This window comes from Bacillus sp. N447-1, assembly GCF_022701035.1.
GTDB lineage: Bacteria > Bacillota > Bacilli > Bacillales > Bacillaceae_G > Bacillus_A > Bacillus_A cereus.
Map to the genome: position 1 here is coordinate 121,352 of NZ_CP065509.1, position 25,893 is coordinate 147,244.

Genomic DNA, 25,893 nt, shown 5'->3' on the forward strand with positions numbered 1-25,893 from the left:
TCTTTGCAGGAATTAATGCAATTACTAAAAAATCTAAAGATTTTATAACGTTGGAGATCGCTTCAAACAAATCCTCTATAGTCATTTCATATTTTAGAACCTTAATCGATGTAAATATATTTCATGAAGAGGTTTTAACTTATATAAAAGAGAAGAGCTTCGATTCATTACAAGATATTCGGTCTGTCTTACCCTTTGAAAATTCAAAAATAACAAATCAAATGGAAGATATTCAGGATAGTATTTTAAACGGCTATATACTTATTCAGTTCGATACAGATAAATTAAATGGCTTGTTAATCAATGTGGCAAAGAAAGAAAAAAGAGATATTACAAAAGCTGAAATTGAATACAATATCGTGGGTCCACAAATCGCGTTTGTTGAAGATTTAGATGTAAACTTAAATTTAGTACGTAGAAAGCTTCCAACACCTTATTTACAAATGAAGGAATTGAAAGTAGGCTCTCTATCTAACACAACCGTTGCGATTGTATATATTGAGGGAATTGTAAATGATCAAAATCTACAAGAAATTATAAAAAGGGTGAGTCTAATAAAAACAGACCACGTTTTGGATAGCACGTATTTGATGCAGTTAATTGCAGACAACCCGAATTCTATATTTCCTCAATTTTTGAATACAGAACGACCAGACCGTGTAGCAGCTGTATTGGCAGAAGGGAAAATTGCACTTTTTGTAGATGGCTCACCTTATGCAATCACTCTTCCAACAACATTAATTGACTTTTTTTCTACGACAGAAGATTACACCATGCCTTGGATTATTGCCTCTTTTTTTCGTCTATTAAGGCTTTTTGCTTTTATGTTTTCTGTCTTAACGACTCCATTATATGTTGCAATCTTAACATATCATTACGAGCTTATTCCAAAAGAACTTCTTGAAACGTTAATCATATCGAGAAGTAAAGTACCTTTTCCTCCATTAATTGAAGCGCTTTTTTTAGAAATAACGATTGAATTACTGAGAGAAGCGGGGGCACGTTTACCAACTAAAGTGGGTCTAACTGTCGGTATAGTAGGTGGTATTGTAATTGGACAGGCATCTGTAGAGGCAAGCCTTACAAGTAATGTACTTATTATTATTGTTGCACTTTCAGCGCTTAGCTCATTTACAGCACCAATATATCGAATTGGTAATACAATTCGAGTAATTCGTTTTCCTTTTATAATATCTGCACACCTGTTGGGTTTATTAGGAATTGTTTTAACAAGCTCTTTGCTTTTAGCACGTTTATTACGTACAGAATCATTAAGACGTCCTTATTTGTTTCCTTTTTATCCTACACGCCCTACAGATTGGAAAGACAGCATTATCCGTTTGCCGATCTCAGCGATGTTTCGACGTCCTATTTTTTCAAGATCTAAACAGCGTTTTCGTTTTAATCCAGAAGAGGTAGAGAAAAATAAAATTAAATCACGAAATGATTTTGATGATTGAAATTAACAGGGAGGAGCATTATGAAACAGATCCCAATTGAGTATCAAGTCTCTCCATATATGGTGTTTTTTTTAATTATTACTATACAGATGGGGGTTGGTATGCTTGGTTTTGAAAGGATTAGTGCAAAATTAGTTGGAAATGATGCGTGGATTAGTACGCTGCTTTTTGGAATATCTGTTAATCTTATGATTTGGATTATATATCAGATTTTAAATCAGGGTAATGGAGATATCATTGCAATCAATCAAGACGTACTTGGAAAATGGATTGGTGGATTGTTCAACTTCATTTTTTTATCCTATATTGTATTGTTAGGTGCAACAACACTACATACTTATATCGAAGTAGTACATGTTTGGATGTTTCCTTCCATTTCATCTTGGATTATAGCAGGGGCTTTTTTGGGTCTATGTTATTACATTGTGACTGGAGGATTTCGTGTAGTTGCCGGAATTGGCTTCTTTGGAATCGTTATCCCAAGCATTCTAATCTTCACATTTTTTTATCCTTTGCAGTATGCAGATTTTCAGAATTTATTTCCAATTGCACAGCATTCATTCCTAGAAATCATGAAAGGAATGAAAGGAAATATGTTTAGTTTTTTTGGATTTGAAATGTTATTGTTGTACTACCCATTTATTAAAAAGGCAAGAACCTCTCAAAAATATGCGCACTATGCAAATTTAGTAACGACTATTGTCTACACATACCTTATGATTTTAACTCTTGCGTTTTTTAGTGAAAAACAACTAGCGAGCGCGATATGGGCATATTTAAGCATGATTAAAATTATACAATTTCCCTTTATAGAGCGGTTTGAATACATTATTGTTTCTGTTTGGGCTTTTTTTATATTACCCAATGTTTCCTTTACATTATGGGGAGTAAGTCGTGGTATAAAAGAGGCACTGGGAATAAAGCAAAAATATGTTTTGCCAGTTATCATCCTGTTCATCTTTGTTTTATCATTTTTCTTGAATAACCGTAATAAAATTAACTTATTAAATACTTGGACAGGTCAAATTGGCTTTGTATATATATATGTATACCTACCTATATTATGGCTAATTCAAACCGCCAAAATAAAGTTAAGGAGATAAACATGAAGCGATGGATACTTTTCCTTATAGTAAGTGTCTTCTTAATAGGTTGTGCTAAAACGAAAATTGTGGATGACATTGACTTAGTTCAAGTTGCGGCATATGATACCGAAGCAAAAGGTAAGCTAAAAGGAACCTTTGCGATTTCAGCTTATAAAGGAGGCGGGGAAGGTGAAACGAAAATCTATTCAGCATCAGGCCAGACTGGTAGAGAAGTTCTTGCAAGAGCATCCGAAAAATCTTCTGGACCTCTAGAGTTGGGGCAATTGCGTGTTATTATATTTAATGAAAAAATAATTGATAAGGGAATGCAGGAAATTTTAGAGACTTTGAACCGAAATCCTAGTGTAGGAAATGCAATTTATTTAGCAATTACAAATGTAAAAGGGGAATCACTATTAAAGGGGAATTATTCTGAAGAAAAAGAAATTGCTTCCTATCTATCCTCTTTACTGGAGCAAAATATGGATAATGGAACGCAGCCAAAAACAAATTTTTTTATGTTTTTAAACCAACTTAATGATGATGCGAGAGATTCATATTTACCGATAATATCTAAAAAAGGTAATGTGTTGGAGTTAGATGGAATAGCACTTTTTAAAAGATGTAAAATGGTTGATAAAGTAAACCCTAAAGATTTATTTGTATTTAAATTGTTGACAGATAATTTTAAACAAGGTACATACCAATTCAAACTACCTGGTTCCTCAAATACTTACGCCACGATAGAGAATATAAAAGCTAGAACAAAATATAAGATGGAGGGGAATAGTAAGCATCCATTCGTAAATGCTCATATTCAAGTTAAAGCTGAAATTCAAGAATTTACAAAAACAAAAATCTAGATAATCCTAAAGAAATAAAAAATTAGAAAAAATTATGGAAAAAGAAATAGAAAAAAAAGCAACTACATTGATAAAGAGATTTATTAAAAAAGACACAGATCCTATAGGACTTAGAAAGCTTGGTAGAACTCACGTAAGAAAATGGAACAGTCAAGAATGGGAAGAATCCTATAAACATTTACGTTTTCGTGTAACAGCTGATGTAAAAGTAACCCAATCTGGTGTTACAGAATAAATCAAATAAGATATGGTAAATTTCAACAAAAAAATATAGTCTCGCAGGAGATTAGGGAGAAGAGAAACGATTAACAAAGAATTTCATAAACATTAAGATGTTTTGTTAATCGTTTTTATACCTGTAGCTTTATCACTTATAGTAATCATAATTATAATAAAAGAACACCGAAACAAATTCCCGATACCACATAATTATAAGAGGACAATAAAGCATCAAGATATAATGTATGCTTTGTCTGGAAAAAAGAATTTAAGTACTTCAAGGTTAAACACTTAACTTTAAAGTGGTAAATTCGTTGCTTGTAGCACTTCAACTAGACTGTGCCCCCGAAAGTTAGAAAGGTCGGTTTATTAAGTAGCCTCTAGGGAATGAGCCTAGTACAATACTGGATTCATTTCCTTTTATTTTTCCTTGATTTTTCCTTGATTCTTTCATGATTATAGTATTTTATATACTTTGCTAATTCTTGTTTAAATTCTGTTATACTTTCAAATTCTTTCGATACAGAAATAGACATACAAAAACGCCATTCTTTCTTATAAATTTACAGAAAGAATGGCGTATTCTTCAAAAGTGAGTTCCTTTATTGAAAAGTTTTAGTTCTATATGACAGATAAAAGGGCAAGCAACGCTAAAATAGCGAGAAATCCTTGTTTCATGATAATTGATTTATTGGATGTGAAACCTCCGGAAATAGCTGCTACCACTACACAAATGATGAAAAATAATTGAATCATATAACCAATGGGATTGTTTCCAAGTATAAGTCCCCGAGTGAGGCCAGCTGCTAAGAATTCATTATATAAACCGTTTGCAAATTAATTGTCTAAGTATTTCTGAGTTTAAAGAGTACAGTGTCTTCGTTTTTTATTGAATCAACTTTTACATGTTGGTTCAATATTTTCTATTCTCTTGGAACTTAGTTCTCGTTTACTTCTCACAAAAGCAATAAAATCTATTATCTCTTCTGTTGACAGTGCTTCTCCATCTATTAAAAGTGTTGGATCTGGATCGTTTAGGAGTCTTGTAATATCAATTACATCTTTGTTTTGATGTGAATGTTCAATTCGACCTAATATATAATCTACAGATGTATCAAATAAATCGGCTATTTTTGATAAAGATTGTAATGAAGGTAATCTATAACCATTTTCATACCCGGCATAGGTGCTTTTCGCAATCCCAAGTCGATCTGCTGTCTCTTGTAAGGACCATTTTTGATTTTTTCTTAATTTAGATAAACGTTCCAGCATTCGTCTCATACCCCATCTAATTTTATTAAATTAATTATAACATAGAAAAAGAATCAAGAATAGAAAAAAGTACGCGTATTGAATACAAAATCTTGATTAATTCAAATTAAGTTCTATAATGATAAATATAAATACGCATTACGCGAACGATATATCGTTGTTTATTTTATGGAGGGGTTGTGTATGAAGAAAATTTTATTACTTGCAACTGGTGGGACAATTGCATCTGTGGAGGGGAATGAGGGGCTTGTTCCAGGATTGTCCGCTGAGGAATTATTGAATTATTTTTCGAAGTCTTCTCGAAACTTAGAAATAGATTGCAAAATCTTAATGAATATTGATAGTACCAATATGCAACCTGAGCACTGGAAAGAAATAGCTAATGCTGTTTTTAATCACTATGATGACTATGACGGGTTTGTGATTACACATGGAACGGATACGTTAGCTTATACATCTTCTGCGTTATCTTATATGCTGCAAGGTTTAAGAAAACCAGTTGTTTTAACAGGTTCACAAGTACCTATTAGTTTTAAAAAGACAGACGCAAAGAAAAATGTAGCTGATGCTCTTAGGTTTGCCTGTGAGGATGTTGGCGGTGTGTTTATTGTTTTTGATAGTAGGGTGATTATTGGGACGAGAGCAGTTAAAATGCGAACAAAAAGTTATGATGCATTTGAAAGTGTGAATTATCCATATGTTGCTGAGGTAAATGAAGATGAAGTGAAATATCATTGGAAGCCGACTTCCTCACATAGTGAACTTTCAATAAATACTAATTTATGTACGGATGTTTTTCTTATGAAATTGTATCCAGGTACAAAGCCTGAGGTATTTGATTGTTTAAAAGATTTGTATAAAGGGATTATTATTGAAAGTTTTGGAAACGGTGGATTACCTTTTGAAGGAAGGAACTTGCTTTCGAAAATTCAAGAGTTGACTGAAATGGGGATTGCTGTAGTGATTACTACTCAATGCCTGGAAGAAGGAGAAGACATACTTCTCTATGAAGTAGGACGGAAAGTGGCGCAACATCAAGTAATATTGTCTGGAGATATGAATACGGAAGCCATCATAGCAAAATTGATGTGGGCGCTTGGGAAAACTAATAAATTAGAAGAGATTAAAAAAATTATTGAAGAGCCTTTAGCCTACGATTTAACAATAAAATCTGATAAGGATTGGTAATGACTTCATATGATTTATTTAGGTTTTACATTTAATATGGGGGAGAAATTAAAATGGCAATGACAAACAAGAACGTGCGAGTGGAGAATGATTTTTTGGGAGGAAAGGAATTACCTATTGAGGCATATTACGGAATTCAGACTTTACGCGCTGTTGAAAATTTCCCGATTACAGGGTATAAAATTCATGAAAGTTTAATTAGAGCGTTCGCAATTGTAAAAAAAGCAGCAGCGCTTGCGAATACAGATGTAGGAAGATTGGAATTGAACAAGGGCGGCGCGATCGCAGAAGCTGCTCAAGAAATTCTTGATGGAAAATGGCATGATCATTTCATCGTAGATCCAATCCAAGGCGGAGCGGGTACTTCAATGAACATGAATGCAAATGAAGTCATTGCCAATCGTGCGCTTGAATTATTAGGGATGGAAAAGGGAGACTATCATTATATTAGTCCAAATAGTCATGTAAACATGGCGCAATCAACAAACGATGCATTCCCAACGGCGATTCATATCGCAACGTTAAATGCATTAGAAGGCTTATTACAAACGATGGGTTATATGCATGATGTATTTGAATTAAAAGCAGAACAGTTTGACCATGTTATTAAAATGGGTCGTACACATTTACAAGATGCGGTGCCAATCCGTCTTGGACAAGAATTTAAAGCATACTCTCGCGTACTTGAACGTGATATGAAACGAATTCAACAATCGCGTCAACATTTATATGAAGTAAATATGGGGGCAACTGCAGTTGGTACAGGCTTAAATGCAGATCCAGAATACATTGAAGCAGTTGTAAAACATTTAGCTGCAATCAGTGAATTACCGCTTGTTGGTGCAGAAGATTTAGTAGATGCCACGCAAAATACGGATGCTTATACTGAAGTATCTGCAGCACTGAAAGTATGTATGATGAATATGTCTAAAATTGCGAATGACCTTCGCTTAATGGCATCAGGTCCACGTGTTGGTTTAGCAGAAATTATGTTACCAGCTCGTCAACCAGGTTCATCTATTATGCCAGGGAAAGTAAACCCTGTTATGCCAGAAGTTATTAATCAAATTGCGTTCCAAGTAATAGGTAATGATCATACAATTTGCCTTGCTTCAGAAGCAGGGCAATTAGAATTAAACGTGATGGAACCAGTACTTGTTTTCAACTTACTGCAATCGATTAGCATTATGAATAACGGTTTCCGTGCCTTTACAGATAATTGCTTAAAAGGAATTGAAGCGAATGAAGATCGCTTAAAAGAGTATGTTGAGAAAAGTGTAGGAATTATTACAGCCGTGAACCCTCATATCGGTTATGAAGCAGCAGCTCGCGTTGCGAAAGAAGCAATCGCGACAGGGCAATCTGTTCGAGAACTTTGTGTGAAAAATGGTGTATTGTCACAAGAGGACTTAGAGTTAATTCTAGATCCATTCGAAATGACACACCCAGGGATTGCAGGAGCAACTCTTTTAAAGAAAAATTAAAAGAAGAGGGGGGACAAGTCCCTCCTCTTTGTTTACAATATAGGGATTTTATATGTGAATAGAGGTAGGGAGATTATAAGTAAGTAACAGTGGCGTTTAATAGTTCATAGAAACAAAATTAAGAGGAGCAGCAATATAATCAACATCACTTTTAAATAAAGAGGATTTATTAAAACATCTTATCATGTTAACAACAAGTTTACATGAATCTTTATAAATAACTATGACCAACCATGAATCAATAGTTGGCCATAATGATCTTAAAGATCCATATCTTTTAATCCGGGACTATGCTCATTTGGCATTTCAGGAAGTTCTGGTACAGGAAAACCTTTTGGCGGGTCCGTTACTGCTAATGTTCCTTTGTTTCTACTTGGTGATTCACCTTGGAATATTTCTCCCATTCTTGTTGGATCTAAGCTAAAATTAAATTGTGCGTTATGGAATCCCATGTCTACATACTTTCTGCACTCTGGGTATTTATTAATATCATAGTTCGGCACAGGGAAGAGTTTCCCCCATTCAACACCCAATGTCTCTAAAGCCTTTGCGAAAGCATTTTGATGTGCATTATCACGTACAATTAAAAATGCAAGTGTTTCTCTAAAAGTTTGATTGGAACTCATTTCATAAATTCTAGTTTTTTGAAGTACACCTGTAGATTCAAGTACTACGTTATCTAATAAATCGCTAATTAAATTCCCATGGCTATATACCCAAGATCCATTCCATGGGTTGCCAGCTGCATCAACGGGCAATGAACTTTGAGCACCTACAATAAAGTGATGAGGATTGGCATGTTTAACCGCTTCATCAAGTGGTGCTGTGTCAACACCTGCATTTCCTGGTGTAGGTTCACCAGATCCAGTTAATAGTTGATTAATTGTATGTTGTACAAGTTCTACATGGCTTATTTCTTCTAAAAAAACACCTCGAAGTAAATCACGATATTGCTTCTCTTTCCCTCTAAAATTTGAGCTTTGGAAGAAGTATTGCATCATTGTACGCATTTCGCCATAATGCCCACCTAATATTTCTTGTAAAACTTTTGCGGCAGCTGGATCTGGCTTGTCCGGCTTGATAATATTAATCAGTTCTTCTTTATAATAAAACATGAAGTACACCTCTTTTAAGTTAGTTAACATTGTTATCGTGTCCGCTATTTGGTTACTTAATACTTTAATTCATGTTTTTACCAATTATTTATTACCTCAAAATGCAAAGTTTTTGAAAATAACTATTTTAGATGTGAGATGAAAATAGGGATAGATACTTAGCATTTAATAAAAAGATAAGATTACGAAATGTAATCTTATCTTTTTATTAAGAATAATGAATTGTAGCTTTAAGGCTTCAGAATGACTTTTATACAGTCGTCTTCACGATTATTAAAAATCTGATAACCATAACTCGCTTCTTCAAGGGGAATTTTGTGTGTAATAATCTCTTTTGGATCAAATTCTTTATTTGTTATTTTTTCAAATAGTTCCGGCATAAAATGAATGACAGGTGCTTGTCCCATTTTAAGATTAATATTTCTAACCCAAAATGCACCGAGTGGAAAGGCGTTATAATTGCCACCATAAACGCCGGTCATTTGAACCGTTCCATATTTTCTTACGGCTTTCGTAGCGATTTGAATAGGACCGAGAGTTCCACCTTGTAATTTTAATTTTTGTTCCAGAAATTCTAGAGGCGATTTTTTTCCATCCATCCCCACACAATCAATAACTACATCAGCACCGCCACGTGTAATTTCCTTTAAATGTTCTCCCATATCGGGGAATTTTGTAAACTCAAATACCTCAACATTGTTAATCTTTTTTGCATAATTCATCCGATAATCTAAGTAATCCACTGCAATTACACGTTTAGCACCTTGCATCCAAGCGAATTTTTGTGTCATTAATCCAACAGGTCCACAACCAAGGACGATAACAGTATCACCTGGCTTAACGCCTGCGTTTATTACACTCCAATAGGCTGTTGGTAAAACATCTGATAGAAATAGTAGGGATTCATCTTCAAGTTCGCATGATTCCGGTATAACAAATGGAGTGAAATTTCCAAAAGGAACTTTTAAATATTCTGCTTGTCCGCCCGGATGATTACCAAATTTCTCTGTATAACCAAAGTATCCACCAGAATCGTAATGAGGGTTTGAGTTATCACATTGACTTTCCATTTCATGTTGGCAATAGAAACAATGTCCACAAGAAACGTTGAATGGGATGACAACACGATCGCCTTTTTTCACTTTAGTGACATCTGGCCCGACTTCTTCAACGATTCCCATTGGTTCATGGCCGATAATGTATCCTTGAGGTAAGGGCATGTTGCCTTGATATAAATGTAAATCAGAACCGCAAATAGCGGTTGAAGTAATTTTTACAATAATATCATCTTTTTTCTCTAATTTTGCATCATCCACTTGTTTAACCTGTACTTGGTTTGGTCCTTGATAGGTTACAGCTTTCATCTCATATCTCCTTTTGGATTATGTCTCAAAACATAATTTTATTTAATCTCTTGGTGAAATAGAAATCTTTCTTTTGTTTACTGAAGGGAATTAGAAAGTATACATAGTGTTGTTATGAAAGTATGTTATATCAGTTATTCTTTCTTATATGTTTTGCCCTACTTTAAGAAAAAATCAATTTTTATTCATAATCTAATTTCCATAAAAGGATAATTATTATTTCATAATTTGTAGCATATTAAAAACATCGGAGGTGAAACAATATGGGAAAAAATAATAGTGGAAGTCGTAATGAAGTATTAGTTCGAGGCGCTGAACAAGCTCTTGATCAAATGAAATATGAAATTGCACAAGAGTTTGGTGTACAACTTGGTGCAGATACAACAGCTCGTTCAAACGGATCTGTTGGTGGTGAAATTACAAAACGTTTAGTAGCAATGGCAGAACAACAACTTGGTGGTAGAGCTAACCGCTAAGTAAATTGGCTTAAAATATAGCAAATATGTAAATCAATTTCTTTTGTGTATTCATAAAAATAAAAAACCTTATATTAAACAGATTCTCACTCAAAGATTATTGATAATCTTCTTTCATAATCTTTGAGTATTTAATTTGTAAACTACTTTCCTAAACAATAAACACGCAGTGTTGGAAAGGTGTTTTCCATGCATAGTAGAAAATCTTTTGCAGGAAAAAGCATACTTAAAAATTTGATTTCAATATTGAAATCAATATTTATTATGATATTTTCGAAAGGTAGGAATTTAAAAATGGGTATATTAAGTGGAAATCCTCAAAATGAACCTTTACATTACGGAGAAGTATTTGACATTTGGAGTTATCTTCTTGCTGCACAGGGTGCAATTGCAAGCCATCAAGTGTTTATGAATCACACAGGTGATGAAGATTTGAAGAAGTTTTTAGAAGGCTTAATTGAAAATGATATGAATTCGGAAATAGAAGAATTAAAAGCTCTTTTAAAGATTAATGGGGTCGCTTTACCGCCTGCTCCTCCAGAACGACCAGTTGCATCTATCGAAGACATTCCTCCTGGAGCACGTATTAATGATGTTGAAATTGCTGCAGCTGTTTCTACAGGATTAGCAGCTGGACTTGTGACATGTAGTCAAGTAATGGGAAAATGCCTTCGAGAAGATGTAGGTATGCTATTCGGACAATTTCATATGAAAAAAGCGCAGGCAGGTGTAACTCTGCTACGTTTAAGTAAGAAAAAGGGATGGGTAGTTCCACCTCCATTACATGTAAGAAATTCTGACCAAGCGTAATAAACAAAAATAAAAAAGTGGCGTTGGCCACTTTTTTATTTTTTAGGTGTATCCTCAAGCTTGGACTTATTTATTGTGGAAGAATCCATATATTCATCTGATATCTCCATAGCGTATTTATCATGGGGAATATGATTATGTTCTCTTAATTCATTGTCATTACGCAGTACTAACTTCTGCATATAAATGTGGAAGAAAACTTCTATTCCGCCAATAATTAAAGCAGCTAAAAATGAAGAAAATCCAATATTATGAGTAGCATCTAAATTAGTAAACAAGGATGTTAATAACCAAATTCCAAAGAAGCTTAAACCGAAATCTGCCATTGTAGCAATCGCATTTCCGTATTTAGGTAAAATGAAGAGATCTCCGATTAAATAGGCAGTTCCCGTAAGGAAAAGAGAAATTAATAATACTTTAGGAATTGAAATGCCTTGAAAGATACTGAGCATGATTAGCAATACTGCAGTTATCGCTGTGTACTTAATTAATAAGGCAACAATATGTTTCATTATTTTCCTCCATTGTTTAAATGTATATGGAATACAATATTTCATTAAAAACGGATTATGCTTTTATATAGCGTAACCCGTTTTAATCACCCTTTAATGGTAAGAGGTACAACCTGGGTAAGAAGCAGGCTTATACTATGGATAGTATTTGCGGAATATCGAGCTTTATTCACAAAGGATAGTTCCATTCTTATAATAGAGAGGTTGCCTAAGTACAGTTTTTTTCATATTAAACTTAATATTTTTTGGTGTTTTGATTTTGTATCATATTCTGATTCGTTAATATAAAAATAAACAAAGTATTCCCGCGTTTAATGCATCTTTTTATCTATATATTTTCCGTAATCAGGTACAGCAATTTTATCAAATTCTTGAACGAGTGTTTTGAGGCTTGTTGATAGCAATTCACCCGACATCGGTATCCCGTGTCCAGTAACGGCGGTTAGAGGCTTTAACTTTTCTAGCTTAAGAACTGACTCTTTAGCGGCTTTCCAGTCTGTTGTTAAATAACGAGGCGGACCGCTTATTTCCTGTTCTTGAGTTATTACTTTATATAGATACTCCTGTTTCACTGTAACAAAAGCGTCCCCAGCGATTAAAGTTCGGTCTTTTTCTCGGAATAATGAAATATGCCCTGGAGTATGTCCTGGTGTATGAATCCATCTAAACTCTGGCATATGGGGAACAGTTCCATCGGTAGGTAGCGCTTTTACGTTATTTCCTAAGTCAATTGGTTCGTTTGGGAACAGAGGAGACATTTTCGCTACCATACCACCTTCAACTGTAGGGTCTGGTTCTGGATAGCTTTGTTGTCCAGTCAGGAACGGTATCTCCATTTGATGTGCATAGACGTGAACATCCCAATGCTTGATGAGTTCAATTATTCCCCCAACATGATCAAAATGGCCGTGAGTTAAAATAATTGCTTTTGGGCGACTATTGGTACCAAATCGATCCTCAGCGATAGAGATAATTTCATTTGCACATTTAGGCATTCCAGCATCAACTAAAACAAAATCATTGGTCTTAGGATTTCCAACAAAGCATATATTGACGATTTGAATCGTGTAACAAAATAAATCAGGCAATACTTCGATGCCGTGACCACTTTCAATTGAAGTTGCTGGAATAAACTTGTAATCACTTCCATAATTCATTTCATTGTCCAATTTTTCTCCCCCTTAATATATTTTAATACGACATTATAGTTCCCTAATCTTGAAAATTCATTTTGGCGAATTTGAGAAAAGAATTAATGCGGGATTAAAAAACAATAATTTAGTCCTAGAATTAAGAGGATTCATATCAATTTATATAAAGTGCAAACAAAAATATTGCTTTTAAAGTCACAGATTCTACTATTTTTTGAGGCGAATTTATGGCTTAATAAAAGATTTATAAAGATATTACAATATATATTTATATAAAAACACATAACAAATGTCGATAGAAATCCATTATGTCTAATGATTGTTTTTCATAATAAAAGAATGTTTAAGTTTGGTAATGTAATTGAAGTGAATTAGAGGGGAAATAGAAGTGATGATCACTTCCTAACTTAATTATATCATGTAATTTACGTTCGAAATAGACTGTTTCTTCTCATTTACTACTGTTACAATCAAGAACACATGAATAGTAAGGAGAGGTGCCAAATGAGTTCTTTCGTTCTCGATTTTCAGGAAATAGAAAAAACGCAGCTTTTTCTCGTTGGTGGAAAAGGATTGAATTTAGGGGAGTTATCCAATATTCAAGGGATACAAGTGCCAGAAGGGTTTTGTGTTACAACGGTAGGGTATGAACAGGCCATCGGAAAAAATGGAGCGTTTCAAACTTTATTGAATCAATTAGCAATGCTAAAAATTGAGGAACGAGATCGAATTGGTGAAATTAGTAAGAAGATTAGAGAAGTCATTATGGCGGTGGAAATTCCAGTTGATGTAGTGGAATCAGTAGCTCATTATCTCTCGCACTTTGGCGATGAACATGCATATGCAGTGCGTTCGAGTGCTACTGCTGAAGATTTACCGTATGCCTCGTTTGCTGGTCAACAAGATACGTATTTAAATGTTATTGGAAAAGAAAACATTTTGCAGCATATTAAAAAATGCTGGGCTTCTTTGTTTACAGATCGGGCGGTTATATACCGAATGCAAAACGGTTTTGATCATAATCAAGTTTCTATATGTGTTGTCATTCAAAAAATGGTTTTCCCTGAGGCTTCAGGGATTTTATTTACTGCGGATCCGATTACTTCGAATAGGAAGGTGTTGTCAATCGATGCCAGCTTTGGACTTGGCGAGGCGCTAGTATCTGGATTGGTTTCTGCCGATAATTATAAGGTAAAAGAAGACGAAATCGTCGAAAAGGTCATCGCAACGAAAAAATTAGCCATCTATGGACGAAAAGAAGGCGGAACAGAGAGAAAGAAAATTTCTCCTAATCAGCAAAAAGTTCAAACACTTACTGAACAACAAATTTTACAACTAGCACGCATCGGAAGACAAATCGAAGCTTATTTTGGTTGTCCGCAAGATATTGAATGGTGCTTAGTTGATGATACATTTTATATAGTCCAAAGTAGGCCGATTACGACTTTATATCCAATTCCAGAAGTAAATGATGGGGAAAATCACGTATATGTATCGGTCGGTCACCAGCAAATGATGACTGATCCTTTGAAGCCATTAGGAATGTCTTTATTTCAGTTAACATCTTTCGGACCAAGGTTTCAAGCTGGGGGAAGGTTGTTTGTTGATGTTGCACAAAGATTGGCTTCACCTGCAAGTAGGGAGTTTTTATTAAATACAATAGGTGAGTCGGAGCCGCTTATTAAAGATGCATTAATGACTGTAATAGAGCGAGATAATTTTATCAAATTGTTACCGGATGATGAAAAAGAAAATAGTAAGAGAATGCCGCCTGCAGGCTCACAACCACAAATCGAAAATGATCCAGCAATCGTTACGGATTTAATAAAGAATAGTGAAGCATCGATCGAAGGGTTAAAACAAAACATTCAAATGAAATCAGGATCAGATGTACTTAGTTTTATTTTAGAAGATATCCAGCAATTAAAGAAAATATTATTTGATCCGCAAAGTATGGCTGTAATTATGGCAGGTATGAATGCTTTATCATGGATCAATGAAAAAATAGAACAATGGCTAGGGGAAAAGAATGCAGCAGATGTACTTTCACAATCTGTACAACATAATATTACGTCAGAAATGGGGCTAGCGTTATTGGATGTGGCAGATGTGATTCGGCCGTATCCGGAAGTCATTGCGTATTTACAGCATGTAGAAGATGACAGCTTTTTAGATGAATTAATTCAGTTTAAAGGCGGGGAAAAAGTTCGGGATGCAATCGATGCTTTTCTAAATAAATATGGAATGAGATGCAGCGGAGAAATCGACATTACGAAAACGCGCTGGAGTGAACAGCCAGCTACAATTATACCGATGATTTTAAATCATATAAGAGACTTTGAATATGGTGCTAGTAAGCGGAAGTTTGAAGAAGGGCTGCAGGAAGCTTTGAAAAAAGAAAAAGAGTTGTTAGAGCGATTGCAGCACTTGCCGGATGGGGAACAAAAAGTAGAAGAGACGAAGAGAATGATTTGTAACCTCCGCAATTTCATCGGTTATCGTGAATATCCGAAATACGGCATGATTCATCGTTATTTCATATATAAGCAGGCATTACTGAAAGAAGCAGAGAAACTTGTGCAAAATAATGTTCTGGATGAAATAGAAGATATATACTATCTAACTTTTGAAGAACTTCACGAAGTCGTCCGCACAAATAAACTAGATTACAAGATTATTCATAAACAAAAAAATGCGTACAAATTATATGAAAAACTAACACCTCCGCGTGTTATCACGTCTGATGGAGAAATCATTACAGGTAAGTACAAACGCGAAAATCTCCCGGCTGAAGCAATTGTAGGTTTGCCTGTTTCTTCTGGAGTGGTTGAGGGGAGAGCACGCGTTATTTTAAACATGGAAGACGCGAATTTGGAAGATGGAGATATATTAGTTACGGCATTTACCGATCCTGGGTGGACACCTTTGTTTGTTTCTATAAAAGGGTTAGTCACTGAAGTCGGCGGGCTTATGACGCACGGAGCAGTGATTGCACGTGAGTATGGCCTGCCAGCAGTTGTTGGAGTAGAGAACGCTACGAAACTAATAAAAGACGGGCAACGGATTCGGGTACATGGAACAGAAGGATATATTGAAGTGTTGTAGTTGTATTTTAGATAAATAAAGAAATCGTCCACTAAATATAGTGGACGATTTCTTTATGATTTTAATAGTTTTATCAACTTTCATCAATATTTTCTGAAATATTGATGAATCAGAATGTATGTTCATCTAAAACAAAGGATTTTTTCAAAAATATTACAAATTCAGACAATGCATTGATAATTTTCTGAATTTTCCGTAATATATAAACGTTGTATCGTATTTAATATTGGGGAGGAATAGGGATGAAGAAAAAACCTTTTAAAGTGCTGTCTACGCTTGCGGCGGCAGCTGTGCTTAGTTGCACATTTGGGTATGGGGGTCAATCTGTTTATGCGGCAACGCCGTCTAATGGTGGAACTTTAAGTCCGATTGATGAAAATTTAATTCAAGAGGAGCGTTTAGCAGATGCGCTCAAGAAACGCGGTGTAATTAATGAATCTACGTCGAAAGAAGACACATTAAAAGCTGTTGAAAAATACGTAGAGAAGAAAAAAGGAGAAAATGCGGGAAAAGAACCAGCAGCGGGGGATAGTGTTACGAGAGAAGCGGCTGACTTTTTGAAAAAAGTTAAAGATGCAAAAGCAGATGAGAAAGAAAAAGCAGATCAACCTGCTAGTGGTCCAGTAGCGGGACAAGAGCCGGTTAAAGGGGGATTAAACGGCCAAGTACCAACTACTTCAGCGAAGCAAAAACAATATAACGGTGATGTTCGTAAAGATAAAGTTCTCGTATTGCTAGTAGAGTTTGCGGACTTTAAGCATAACAATATTGATCAAGTACCAGGTTATATGTATTCAAATGATTTTAATCCAGAACATTATCAAAAAATGTTATTTGGTAATGAGCCATTTACACTCTTTGATGGTTCAAAAGTACCAACATTTAAACAATATTATGAAGAGCAATCTGGTGGTAGTTATACAGTAGATGGCACAGTAACAAAGTGGTTGACAGTTCCTGGTAATGCGGCAGATTATGGCGCAGATGCAGGAGATGGCGGTCATGATAATATGGGACCAAAAGGACCTCGTGATTTTGTAAAAGAGGCATTAAATGCGGCTGTAGAAAGTGGTATTGATTTATCTGAATTTGACGAATACGATCAATATGACAATAATGGTGATGGCAATAAAAATGAACCAGATGGTCTGATTGATCACTTAATGGTCATTCACGCTGGAGTTGGGCAAGATGGGGGCGGTGGTAGACTAGGTGATGATGCAATTTGGTCACATCGTTGGCACCTTGGAACACCATATCCAATTGAAGGAACAAAAGCAAAAGTTGATAACTGGGGCGGTAAGATGGCAGCATACGACTACACAATTGAGCCAGAAGACGGAGCGGTTGGTGTATTCGCACATGAATTTGGTCATGATTTAGGTCTTCCAGATGAGTATGATACGAAGTACACAGGAGCAGGTGAGCCAATTAACTCCTGGTCTGTTATGAGTGGCGGTAGCTGGGCTGGTAAAATTGCAGGAACAACGCCACCGAGTTTCTCTCCGCAAAACAAAGAGTTCTTTCAAAAGAACATAGGTGGAAACTGGGCCAATATTGTAGAGGTTGACTATAATAAATTAAATCGTGGTATTGGCTATGCGACGTATTTAGATCAAAGTGTAACGAAATCAAATCGTCCTGGTCTGATTCGTGTTAACTTACCAGATAAAGAGGTGAAAGGTATTCAGCCTGCATTCGGTAAGAAGTACTACTATAGTACAAAAGGTGATAACCTTCATACAACATTAGAAACGCCAGTGTTTGATTTAACAAATGCAACAAATGCGAGGTTTGATTATAAATCAATGTATGAAATTGAAACGGATTATGACTTCCTTGAAGTACATGCAGTGAAAGAAGATGGTACGAAAACGTTAGTGGATCGAATTGGTGAAAAAAATGTGAAAAATGGTCTAGACACAACAGATGGTAAATGGGTAGATAAGTCTTATGACTTAAGCAAATTTAAAGGTCAAAAAGTAAAATTAGTATTCGAATACATTACAGATGGTGGTTTAGCGCCGACCGGTTTTACTTTTGATAATGCTACATTAACTGTAGATGGAAATGTTGTGTTCTCTGATGATGCAGAAGGCGAAACGAAATTTAAATTAAATGGTTTTGTTGTAGCAGACGGTTTTGATAAGAAGAAGCATAACTACTATTTAGAGTGGAGAAACTATGCTGGTGCTGATCAAGCGTTAAAATATAGCAGTGGTGTACCATATAATACAGGTCTGCTAGTATGGTATGCAGACTCTAGCTTTACAGATAATTGGGTTGGTTTACATCCAGGTGAAGGTTTCTTAGGAGTTGTTGACTCTCACCCAGAGGCAATTGTTGGAACACTAAACGGCAAACCAACTGTTAAAAATAGTACACGATTCCAAATCGCAGATGCTGCGTTCTCCCTTAACCAAACGCCAGCATGGAAAGTGGTATCTCCAACACGCGGAACATATGATTACAAAGGATTACCAGGTGTAACGAAGTTTGATGACTCTAAATTGTATATAAATGATTTAATCCCAGATGCAGGACGTAAATTACCGAAATTTGGATTGAAATTTGAAGTAGTTGGACAAGCAGATGATAATTCTGCAGGTGCAGTTCGTTTATATCGTTAATAATGTAGAAGCTGTTGAAGGAGAGTCCTTTCAACAGCTTTTTTTACAGAAACATAAATTTCAAGTTATTAATAAAATAATAGAAATTACTAAGCAAGCGGGCTTATTTCTTTAAGCCAGCAGCATAAAAAGGTCCATGAACTGCGATTGTTGATAAAAAGCGAGCAATCTCCTCAGGTGTTTCTTTTTGTCCATTATTTAACCATTGTTGGATGACACCTATATGTGCAGATGCCATATAAGAAGTTAAATATTCGCTTGGAACAAGTAAATTCTCCTTATTAATGAGAGGACCATTCGTATCTTCAAATAATGTTTTCCACATAAAGTCTTTCAGTTTTGTTTGGAAAGATAAATCTCCTTTCGGACTTAGTACAGCTCTCATAAAATCACTATTTTCATTTAGAAATTCAAGAATAGAAGTGATAAGTATAAATGGCATTGTTGGAGAAGGATTTGATCCAAGGTCAGCAATAACTTCCGGGAATTTCTGTTTAGCAATGCTAGAAAACTCGTACATAATGTCTTCTTGGCATTTTGTCATTAAATCAAATTTATCTTGATAGTGCGCATAGAAAGTACCGCGATTAATGTTTGCTTTCGTTGTAATATCTTTCACTGTAATGGCGTCAAAACCTTTTTCTTCAATTAGCTCCACCAATGCATTTCGTATGGCAGTTTTCGTACGAACAACACGCAAATCTAAATTATTATCGCGCAAAGCATATCCCTCCTTAATTTTACTCAACACATTTGGAAAATGTGTCTTATAACCAACACATTCACGATTTTTGATTATTGTATAAGGTTCAACTCGAACATATAATTCAAAATATAAATAAACAACACGTTGTTGGTTATTATAGATCAAATTAAGGGAGGAGAAAAGAAAATGTTTAAAAATAAACTTTTATTTTTATCACCAGTTATTGCACTACTTGTGGTTTTTATTTTTTCATTAACGCTATTTCCAACTGTTCAACCGCAGCCGAAAAACTTGCCAATTGCAATTGTAAATGAGGATCAAGGTGTAGAAATTCCAAATCAACCGAAAATGAATATGGGGCAAACGATCGTTGATAACATGAAAAAAACAGCGAAATCAGAGGAAGAACCCGCAGTGAAGTGGGTAGAAGTAAAAAATAAAGAAGCCGTTCAAAAGGGATTAAACAATAAAGAGTATTACGCGGCATTAGTCATCCCGAAAGAATTTAGCGCAAAACAAGCGTCGTTACGAACACCACAGCCATCTTCACCTGAGATAGAAATATATATTAATCAAGGAATGAATACGGCTGCATCAACTATGGCAGGGCAAATATTACAGGCGATTGTTGATAATATGAACAATACTGTTCGTACACAAATATTAGAAGGGTTGAAAGCAAAAGGAGCTACTGTAACAACAAATCAAGCTGAGAAATTAGTAACACCTATTGTAAAGAACGTGAAAAATGTGAATGAGGTCGGCAAAAATAGTGCGAACGGTAACTCACCAATATCATTATTCCAGCCGTTATGGATTGCAAGTTTAGCTAGTGCAGCGATTATTTTTATTGCGATTAGTAAAATGCCAGTAAGCTCAAGAAAAGAAAACTTTCTGTTAAAAGTAAAACAAATCGTAACAGGAGCTATTGCGACACTTGTAATTGGGTTTGGTCTTACATGGATTGCAGATGGGATGGTAGGGTTAAATATTTCGAACTTCACGGATACAGCTCTATTCTTATCCATTACTTCTTTTAGTTTCTTCTTAATGATATCTGCAGTACTATCATTAGTTGGGTTAAAAGGAATCGGTTTATTCGCTTTATTACTATTCTTCGGGGCACCGTTATTATCATTAGCACCTGAGATGTTGTCTCCGTTTTATCAAGACTGGGTTTACTCATGGTTACCAATGAAATTTATGATTGAAGGCCTAAGAGAAATCTTCTTCTTCGGAAAAGGGTTAAGCTGGAATACACCTGTTACTGTACTCGTTTGGATTGGTATAGTAAGTATGGTTACTATATTAGCAACTGCACTCAAACGTAGTGTAGTAAAAGGGCATAAAACAGAATTGAACGCTTAAAAACAAGCCGTTTCACTAATTAGTGAAACGGCTTGTTTGTGATTTTTTCTCAATGTAAATGCCTGATTGTTGAAAAGTGTAGTGTTTAGAATTAAGGCGAAATCTTTAAAGATCGCGTACGTTCCAAACAATCTCACCACGTTCATCATCCCACGTACTGTGATGTCGCTTAAATCCTATCTTTTCTAGTACCCGGAGGGAAGCGATATTCCAAGCACCTACAGTCGACCAAAGTCTTTGGCGCCCAGTAGCAATCGCCGCGTCCAGTACAACAGATGCGGCCTCAGTCGCATAACCTTTACCATGAGCGCTGCGGAACAACTCGTATGCAATCTCCGGCTCTTCAAGTGTGGAACGACCGATAATTAAGCCACAGTACCCAATGAAATCGCCTTCGTCTCTCCTTCGAATAGTGAGAAGGGAAATACCATTTTCGTCTGCCTTCTTGCGCATCTCAATAAGCCGGTTACGAACGGAATCAACGGCTGGAATGTCCACGCCACGTTCGCCAATTAATTTGCTCAGCCAAACGGAATCGGATTCCTCCCACATACTAAGCTCAAGTCTTTCGGTTTTCAGCTGGAAGGCCATAGTTTTAAATAAAGATGGCATAGTGGTACCTCCTAGTTATATGACTGGATTCATAATAGCTTCGCATCTCAACACCACATCTGGTTGGAAACCTGATTCATTCGCGAATTTATAGCAACAGCGTACAAAAAAATAGTGATATTTTATCCGCTATTTGCCGTGTAGTAAAATCCCCACTGATTATAGTTTCACTTTATGAATAAGCAATTCCTTTACAAAATAGACCCTTTTCTCAAACTTTTCTTTCAATCTAAAGCCGTCCCGTTATATACACAGGCTCCTACTATTTCTAAATGCATAAAATGTTAAGCGAAAGTATGGGGGGATATGATGTATAATTCGAATTATTATGATTGGTATAGGCAGAATGATAAGTTAATTAGTGATATTGAAAAAGCTATAAATGGAGAGTATAGCGCTATAAGCTGCTATGCAAAATTAGCGAATATGGCTCCAAATCAAGTAGAACAAAAACAAATTCTTGAAATTCGTAATGATGAAATAAAGCATTTCCACAACTTTGTACAAATTTATATGAACTTAACTGGTAGGCAGCCAAAACCACAAATTACTGAAGACTGCCCAAATACGTATTTACAAGGATTAGAGTTCGCTATACAAGATGAACAAAAAACAGTAGATTTTTATTTGGAAATTTCAGATGAGACATCGGATGTACATTTGAAAGAGTTGTTACGGAGAATAGCTGCGGATGAACAAAATCATGCAGTATGGTTTTTATATTACTTTGTAAAGTCGAAGTGAGCATTAAGAATGACTGATGTGGTGAATATATTAGAAGTTATTTTAAAACGCAGTGCAACGATTGAATAAGATATGTAAATGTAAGTAGAAGGAAACCGTTTCGCTAGTAGTGGAGCGGTTTTTTTATGATGTACTTATGTATCGACACAATATAGTAATTACATTTCATATATAATGTATAGAACAAAAATAAATAAGCTAGGAGCAGACATATGAAAAGAGGGATTACAGTAGATATTCTAGATGGATATGATAATTTACTTTGGAAAGTATTAAAGCCAATTGATATTACTGTATTTGATTGGCGAGTGAGGGATGAGGAGTCCTACTTAATAGCACGTGGTGAATTGGATGAGGCATTATTTCCAGAAGAACCAAGTGTAGTGGAAGGGTTAGCGTTGAAAAAGTTAGTTAAAGACAACATATATTATCTTATTTTTGCAGATTTAAAAGCATATCCTAAAGGAGAAATAGCGATAGATATTGAAACATACGAAGAGTTTAAGGAAAGCAAGTGTGAGGTAGTTGTATTAGCGGTGGATGCTCAATACATACAAATTTATGCGAAAGATCAAAAATCGATTGAATTAATGTATGAAAACGCAGTGAATCAAGGATTTTATGTAGAATATATTACAGATGAAAATGATGGAAGGACTCGTTTGTCAGTATGGTAGCAATTTGAAAGGGGAAAGGCAATATGGAGAGAAATATAAGTAAAGAATATGCAATTCGAATTGCTACTGAAAATGAAAGTGATAGTATTATCCTTTTATTAAAAGAGGTAGCACAATGGCTACAATATAAAGAAGTGGATCAGTGGCAGTATCTTTTAGGAGAGGAAGCTACGGCTGAAATACTAGAATGTATAAGAGAGAAATATACATATGTTGTTCTGAAAGAAGCTGAAATAGTTGGTACGGTTACAGTTTCTCCTAAACAAAATGAATGGGATGAACATATTTTTGGTAAAGAGGAAGTTTCTAATTCATTATATATTCATAGATTTGCGGTGAAACGGAAGTATAAGGGAAATGGAATAGGAGAATGGATTTTACGGTGGGTAGAAGAGAATGTGCAATGTGATAAAGAGTATTTGAAGTTAGATTGCGTGGGGCATAATCGTACGTTGAATGATTTTTATAAGAAAAATAGTTTTGAATATGTTGGAAGTACGGATGGGCTTAGTAAGTTTCAAAAGAAAAGGAGAATGTGAATGCATCCAATTAACGTAAGTTTAGTTGAAAAGTTAATACAGGAACAGTTTCCTGAATGGGCCCATTTAGAAGTGAAACCTGTAAAGTTTAGTGGGCATGATAATAGGACGTTTCACTTAGGGGATGAGATGAGTGTAAGATTGCCAAGTGATGTGGCATATGCACCGCAAGTAGAGAAAGAAAATAGTTGGCTTCCTATATTAAATAAGGGGCTTTCTTTACCGATTTCTACCCCACTTGCGAAAGGAAATCCGTCTGAAGCGTATCCATTGCCTTGGTCTATTAATAAGTGGATAGAGGGAGAAACAGTTACGAAACAAAACGTTCGGGATTTAAATGAATTTGCGGCGGACTTAGGATCTTTTTTAGTAGAATTGCAATCTATTAATGCGAGTAACGGACCTTTAGCTGGAACACATAATTTTTACCGAGGCGGACTTATATCTGTATATGATGAAGAGGCGAGAGTTGCTATTGAAAATAATAAGGATGTTTTTGACGAGGCATTATTAAAGCACCTTTGGAATGTAGCACTTAGTTCAATATGGGACCGTAAGCCAGTTTGGATTCATGGAGATGTAGCACCGGGGAATTTACTCGTTAAAGATGGAAAACTTTGTGCTGTAATTGATTTTGGTATTTTAGGTGTAGGAGATCCTGCTTGTGATGCAGCGATGGCTTGGACGTTTTTTGATGAAAATAGTAGAAATGTATTTAAAGAAGTATTACGCATGGATGAAGAAACGTGGAATAGAGCGAGAGGATGGGCACTTTGGAAGGCGTTAATTACATATGATACGAATAGGGATAGTAATGAAAAAGTAGCAGAAGAATCTTATCGTATCATTCAAGTGCTTGTGGATGATTATGAGAGGTAATAGAAAAGCCTATTTTAAAATAGGCTTTTTCATATGATTAAATAGTAGAAATGGAAAGAAGGAATACAACATTATTATACAGAATATTTAGATAATAGGAGGTGTCGAATTTTGAGTGAAATTGAATTAAAGAGTAATGTAATTAAGACAGGGCGAGAGAAGGGGATTATTCTTCGGTTTATACTTGCTAGTCTCGTTGGGGTGTTTATGTTTTTCGTTCCTGTTACGATAAATGGTGCATCGTCTATTATGATTGATCATATCGTATCGTGGATTAGGGCTTCGGTTCCTGGCGTAGTACCTTATTATGCATTATTTGTTATGGCGATTGGTGCGATTTATCCATTTTATACGAAGAAATGGAATGCATCTATCGTAGACATTTGTTTTTCTATTTTAAAAGTAGTTGGCGTTGTTTTTGGCATATTATATTGTTTAAAAGTAGGACCAGCTTGGTTCTTTGCGCCAGATGTTGGACCGTTTTTATATGAGAAGCTAGTCATATCAGTAAGTTTGCTCGTTCCAATTGGCTCGGCGTTTTTAGCGTTATTAGTCGGATATGGATTACTTGAATTTATCGGTACATTTTGTCGTCCAATTATGAGGCCATTATGGAATACGCCGGGGAGATCGGCGATTGATGCAGTTGCGTCCTTCGTTGGAAGTTATTCGCTTGCTCTCCTTATTACGAATCGCGTGTATAAAGAAGGAAAGTATACGACAAAAGAAGCGGCGATTATCGCTACAGGATTTTCTACAGTATCCGCTACATTTATGATCATCATCGCAAAAACATTAGATATTATGCATTTATGGAATGTTTATTTTTGGACTACACTTGTTGTAACATTCATCGTGACTGCTATCACCGTAAGAATCCCGCCCCTTAGTAGAAAACCAGATACATATGTAACAGAAGAAGGGTTCCCAGAGCCTGTTTATAAAGAGAAAATGTTAGAACGTGCTTGGGAAGATGCGTTAGAAGTATCAAAGTCTGCACCGAGCATTATGAAAAATATTGCAATGAATTTAAAAGACGGATTTATTATGACAATGGGAATTTTACCATCCATTATGTCAGTAGGATTAATTGGTATCGTCTTAGCGAAGTTCACGCCAACATTTGATTGGATTAGTTATATTTTCTATCCGTTTACATGGCTATTACAATTACCAGAAGCAGACTTAGCTGCTAAAGCCGCATCAGTTGGCATTGCAGAAATGTTTTTACCGTCATTATTAGTAGTAAGTGCACCACTCGTGACAAAGTTTGTTATTGCAGTTGTTTCCGTATCATCTATTTTGTTTTTCTCCGCTTCCATTCCTTGTATATTATCAACAGATATTCCGTTAAAAGTATCTGAACTCATTATTTTATATGTGCAGAGAACGATTTTAACGTTGCTTATTATTACGCCGATTGCTTATTTGTTGCTTTGAAGTTTTAATAAGATAAAGTTAAACAAAAGAAGCCGTCTGTAAAAAGAGGGCTTCTTTTGTTTAAAAGCGGGATATTCTTATTTATTTTTCGTATATGACGTAACGCTTCTTAAGAAGATTCCTAGTCCTGCAAAAAAGAATCCTAAGCATAATAAGCTGCCTGGCGTTCCCCAAGTAATTTGATCTAGCATTTT

21 protein-coding genes and 3 pseudogenes are annotated in these 25,893 nt (G+C 35.4%); 15 read left to right on the forward strand and 9 right to left on the reverse strand.

Translation table 11 applies throughout. The features are described from left to right. Positions 1-50 precede the first annotated feature (50 nt). The 3 genes and pseudogenes from IQ781_RS00520 to IQ781_RS00530 all read left to right on the forward strand — a co-directional run bounded on the left by IQ781_RS00520 (position 51) and on the right by IQ781_RS00530 (position 3,643). Positions 51-1,460 (forward strand): spore germination protein, encoded by a 1,410-nt coding sequence (locus IQ781_RS00520; protein WP_429697014.1) that lies wholly within the window; start codon positions 51-53, stop codon positions 1,458-1,460. 20 nt (positions 1,461-1,480) lie between these two features. Next, complete coding sequence (locus tag IQ781_RS00525; RefSeq protein ID WP_000809697.1) at positions 1,481-2,563, forward strand: GerAB/ArcD/ProY family transporter; 1,083 nt, start codon at positions 1,481-1,483, stop codon at positions 2,561-2,563. Between the two features lie 2 nt (positions 2,564-2,565). Further along, a pseudogene (locus IQ781_RS00530) lies at positions 2,566-3,643 on the forward strand (Ger(x)C family spore germination protein). A 394-nt stretch (positions 3,644-4,037) separates the two neighbouring features. Here the strand turns inward: IQ781_RS00530 and IQ781_RS28375 are convergent. From IQ781_RS28375 to ansR, 3 genes and pseudogenes are all read right to left on the reverse strand, one after another. After that, a pseudogene (locus tag IQ781_RS28375) lies at positions 4,038-4,145 on the reverse strand (IS3 family transposase); the annotation flags it as partial. Positions 4,146-4,248: 103 nt separating this feature from the next. Next, positions 4,249-4,464 (reverse strand): annotated as a pseudogene (locus tag IQ781_RS00535) (DUF1304 domain-containing protein); the annotation flags it as partial. Positions 4,465-4,521: 57 nt separating this feature from the next. Further along, positions 4,522-4,899, reverse strand: a complete 378-nt coding sequence (ansR, locus tag IQ781_RS00540) for an HTH-type transcriptional regulator AnsR (RefSeq protein ID WP_000893569.1) — start codon at positions 4,897-4,899, stop codon at positions 4,522-4,524. A 183-nt stretch (positions 4,900-5,082) separates the two neighbouring features. On the opposite strand from ansR, the gene ansA reads away from it, so the two are divergent. Continuing rightward, a complete protein-coding gene (gene ansA / locus IQ781_RS00545; protein WP_000722302.1) occupies positions 5,083-6,087 on the forward strand; it encodes an asparaginase in 1,005 nt (334 codons plus the stop codon). A 53-nt stretch (positions 6,088-6,140) separates the two neighbouring features. Continuing rightward, on the forward strand, positions 6,141-7,571 hold the full coding sequence (gene aspA / locus IQ781_RS00550) for an aspartate ammonia-lyase (protein ID WP_001251924.1): 1,431 nt from the start codon (positions 6,141-6,143) through the stop codon (positions 7,569-7,571). A 260-nt stretch (positions 7,572-7,831) separates the two neighbouring features. Here the strand turns inward: aspA and IQ781_RS00555 are convergent, their stop codons facing one another. Continuing rightward, the gene (locus tag IQ781_RS00555) at positions 7,832-8,686 is read right to left on the reverse strand and encodes a manganese catalase family protein (RefSeq protein ID WP_000500358.1); all 855 of its coding nucleotides are present in this window, start codon (positions 8,684-8,686) and stop codon (positions 7,832-7,834) included. Between the two features lie 230 nt (positions 8,687-8,916). After that, positions 8,917-10,050 carry a zinc-dependent alcohol dehydrogenase gene (locus IQ781_RS00560; RefSeq protein WP_000649086.1) on the reverse strand — a complete coding sequence of 378 codons (1,134 nt, stop codon included), beginning with the start codon at positions 10,048-10,050 and terminating at the stop codon, positions 8,917-8,919. Positions 10,051-10,313: 263 nt separating this feature from the next. Here IQ781_RS00560 and sasP point away from each other — a divergent pair, with 263 nt between their 5' ends. Continuing rightward, positions 10,314-10,526: a small acid-soluble spore protein, SasP family gene (sasP, locus tag IQ781_RS00565; RefSeq protein ID WP_000517671.1), complete on the forward strand. Its 213-nt coding sequence runs from the start codon at positions 10,314-10,316 to the stop codon at positions 10,524-10,526. Between the two features lie 294 nt (positions 10,527-10,820). Further along, positions 10,821-11,336: a DUF3231 family protein gene (locus IQ781_RS00570; RefSeq protein WP_001986359.1), complete on the forward strand. Its 516-nt coding sequence runs from the start codon at positions 10,821-10,823 to the stop codon at positions 11,334-11,336. Positions 11,337-11,371: 35 nt separating this feature from the next. On the opposite strand, the gene IQ781_RS00575 is transcribed toward IQ781_RS00570, so the two are convergent. Together IQ781_RS00575 and IQ781_RS00580 are read right to left on the reverse strand one after the other, a co-directional pair. After that, entirely contained in the window at positions 11,372-11,848 is a 477-nt protein-coding gene (locus IQ781_RS00575) for a YndM family protein (protein WP_063220499.1), read from the reverse strand. Between the two features lie 311 nt (positions 11,849-12,159). After that, on the reverse strand, positions 12,160-13,017 hold the full coding sequence (locus IQ781_RS00580; protein WP_139847094.1) for an MBL fold metallo-hydrolase: 858 nt from the start codon (positions 13,015-13,017) through the stop codon (positions 12,160-12,162). A gap of 486 nt (positions 13,018-13,503) precedes the next feature. Between IQ781_RS00580 and ppsA the strand changes: the two genes are divergently transcribed. Beyond that, complete coding sequence (gene ppsA, locus IQ781_RS00585) at positions 13,504-16,104, forward strand: phosphoenolpyruvate synthase (RefSeq protein ID WP_139847093.1); 2,601 nt, start codon at positions 13,504-13,506, stop codon at positions 16,102-16,104. A gap of 242 nt (positions 16,105-16,346) precedes the next feature. Beyond that, positions 16,347-18,734 carry an immune inhibitor A domain-containing protein gene (locus IQ781_RS00590; protein ID WP_000728991.1) on the forward strand — a complete coding sequence of 796 codons (2,388 nt, stop codon included), beginning with the start codon at positions 16,347-16,349 and terminating at the stop codon, positions 18,732-18,734. Positions 18,735-18,837: 103 nt separating this feature from the next. Here the strand turns inward: IQ781_RS00590 and IQ781_RS00595 are convergent, their stop codons facing one another. Beyond that, positions 18,838-19,455: a TetR/AcrR family transcriptional regulator gene (locus IQ781_RS00595; protein ID WP_001205505.1), complete on the reverse strand. Its 618-nt coding sequence runs from the start codon at positions 19,453-19,455 to the stop codon at positions 18,838-18,840. 171 nt (positions 19,456-19,626) lie between these two features. Between IQ781_RS00595 and IQ781_RS00600 the strand changes: the two genes are divergently transcribed. Beyond that, complete coding sequence (locus IQ781_RS00600) at positions 19,627-20,808, forward strand: YhgE/Pip domain-containing protein (protein WP_000475844.1); 1,182 nt, start codon at positions 19,627-19,629, stop codon at positions 20,806-20,808. 105 nt (positions 20,809-20,913) lie between these two features. Here the strand turns inward: IQ781_RS00600 and IQ781_RS00605 are convergent, their stop codons facing one another. After that, positions 20,914-21,420 (reverse strand): GNAT family N-acetyltransferase, encoded by a 507-nt coding sequence (locus IQ781_RS00605; RefSeq protein ID WP_001139523.1) that lies wholly within the window; start codon positions 21,418-21,420, stop codon positions 20,914-20,916. A gap of 309 nt (positions 21,421-21,729) precedes the next feature. Between IQ781_RS00605 and IQ781_RS00610 the strand changes: the two genes are divergently transcribed. From IQ781_RS00610 to IQ781_RS00630, 5 genes are all read left to right on the forward strand, one after another. After that, positions 21,730-22,164, forward strand: a complete 435-nt coding sequence (locus IQ781_RS00610) for a ferritin-like domain-containing protein (protein WP_000282829.1) — start codon at positions 21,730-21,732, stop codon at positions 22,162-22,164. Between the two features lie 212 nt (positions 22,165-22,376). Continuing rightward, positions 22,377-22,841 (forward strand): DUF2691 family protein, encoded by a 465-nt coding sequence (locus tag IQ781_RS00615; protein ID WP_000820201.1) that lies wholly within the window; start codon positions 22,377-22,379, stop codon positions 22,839-22,841. Positions 22,842-22,864: 23 nt separating this feature from the next. Then, positions 22,865-23,380 carry a GNAT family N-acetyltransferase gene (locus tag IQ781_RS00620; RefSeq protein ID WP_000440749.1) on the forward strand — a complete coding sequence of 172 codons (516 nt, stop codon included), beginning with the start codon at positions 22,865-22,867 and terminating at the stop codon, positions 23,378-23,380. Then, positions 23,381-24,259, forward strand: a complete 879-nt coding sequence (locus IQ781_RS00625; RefSeq protein WP_063220501.1) for an aminoglycoside phosphotransferase family protein — start codon at positions 23,381-23,383, stop codon at positions 24,257-24,259. A gap of 111 nt (positions 24,260-24,370) precedes the next feature. Then, entirely contained in the window at positions 24,371-25,699 is a 1,329-nt protein-coding gene (locus tag IQ781_RS00630) for a YjiH family protein (RefSeq protein ID WP_001289418.1), read from the forward strand. Positions 25,700-25,893 lie beyond the last annotated feature (194 nt).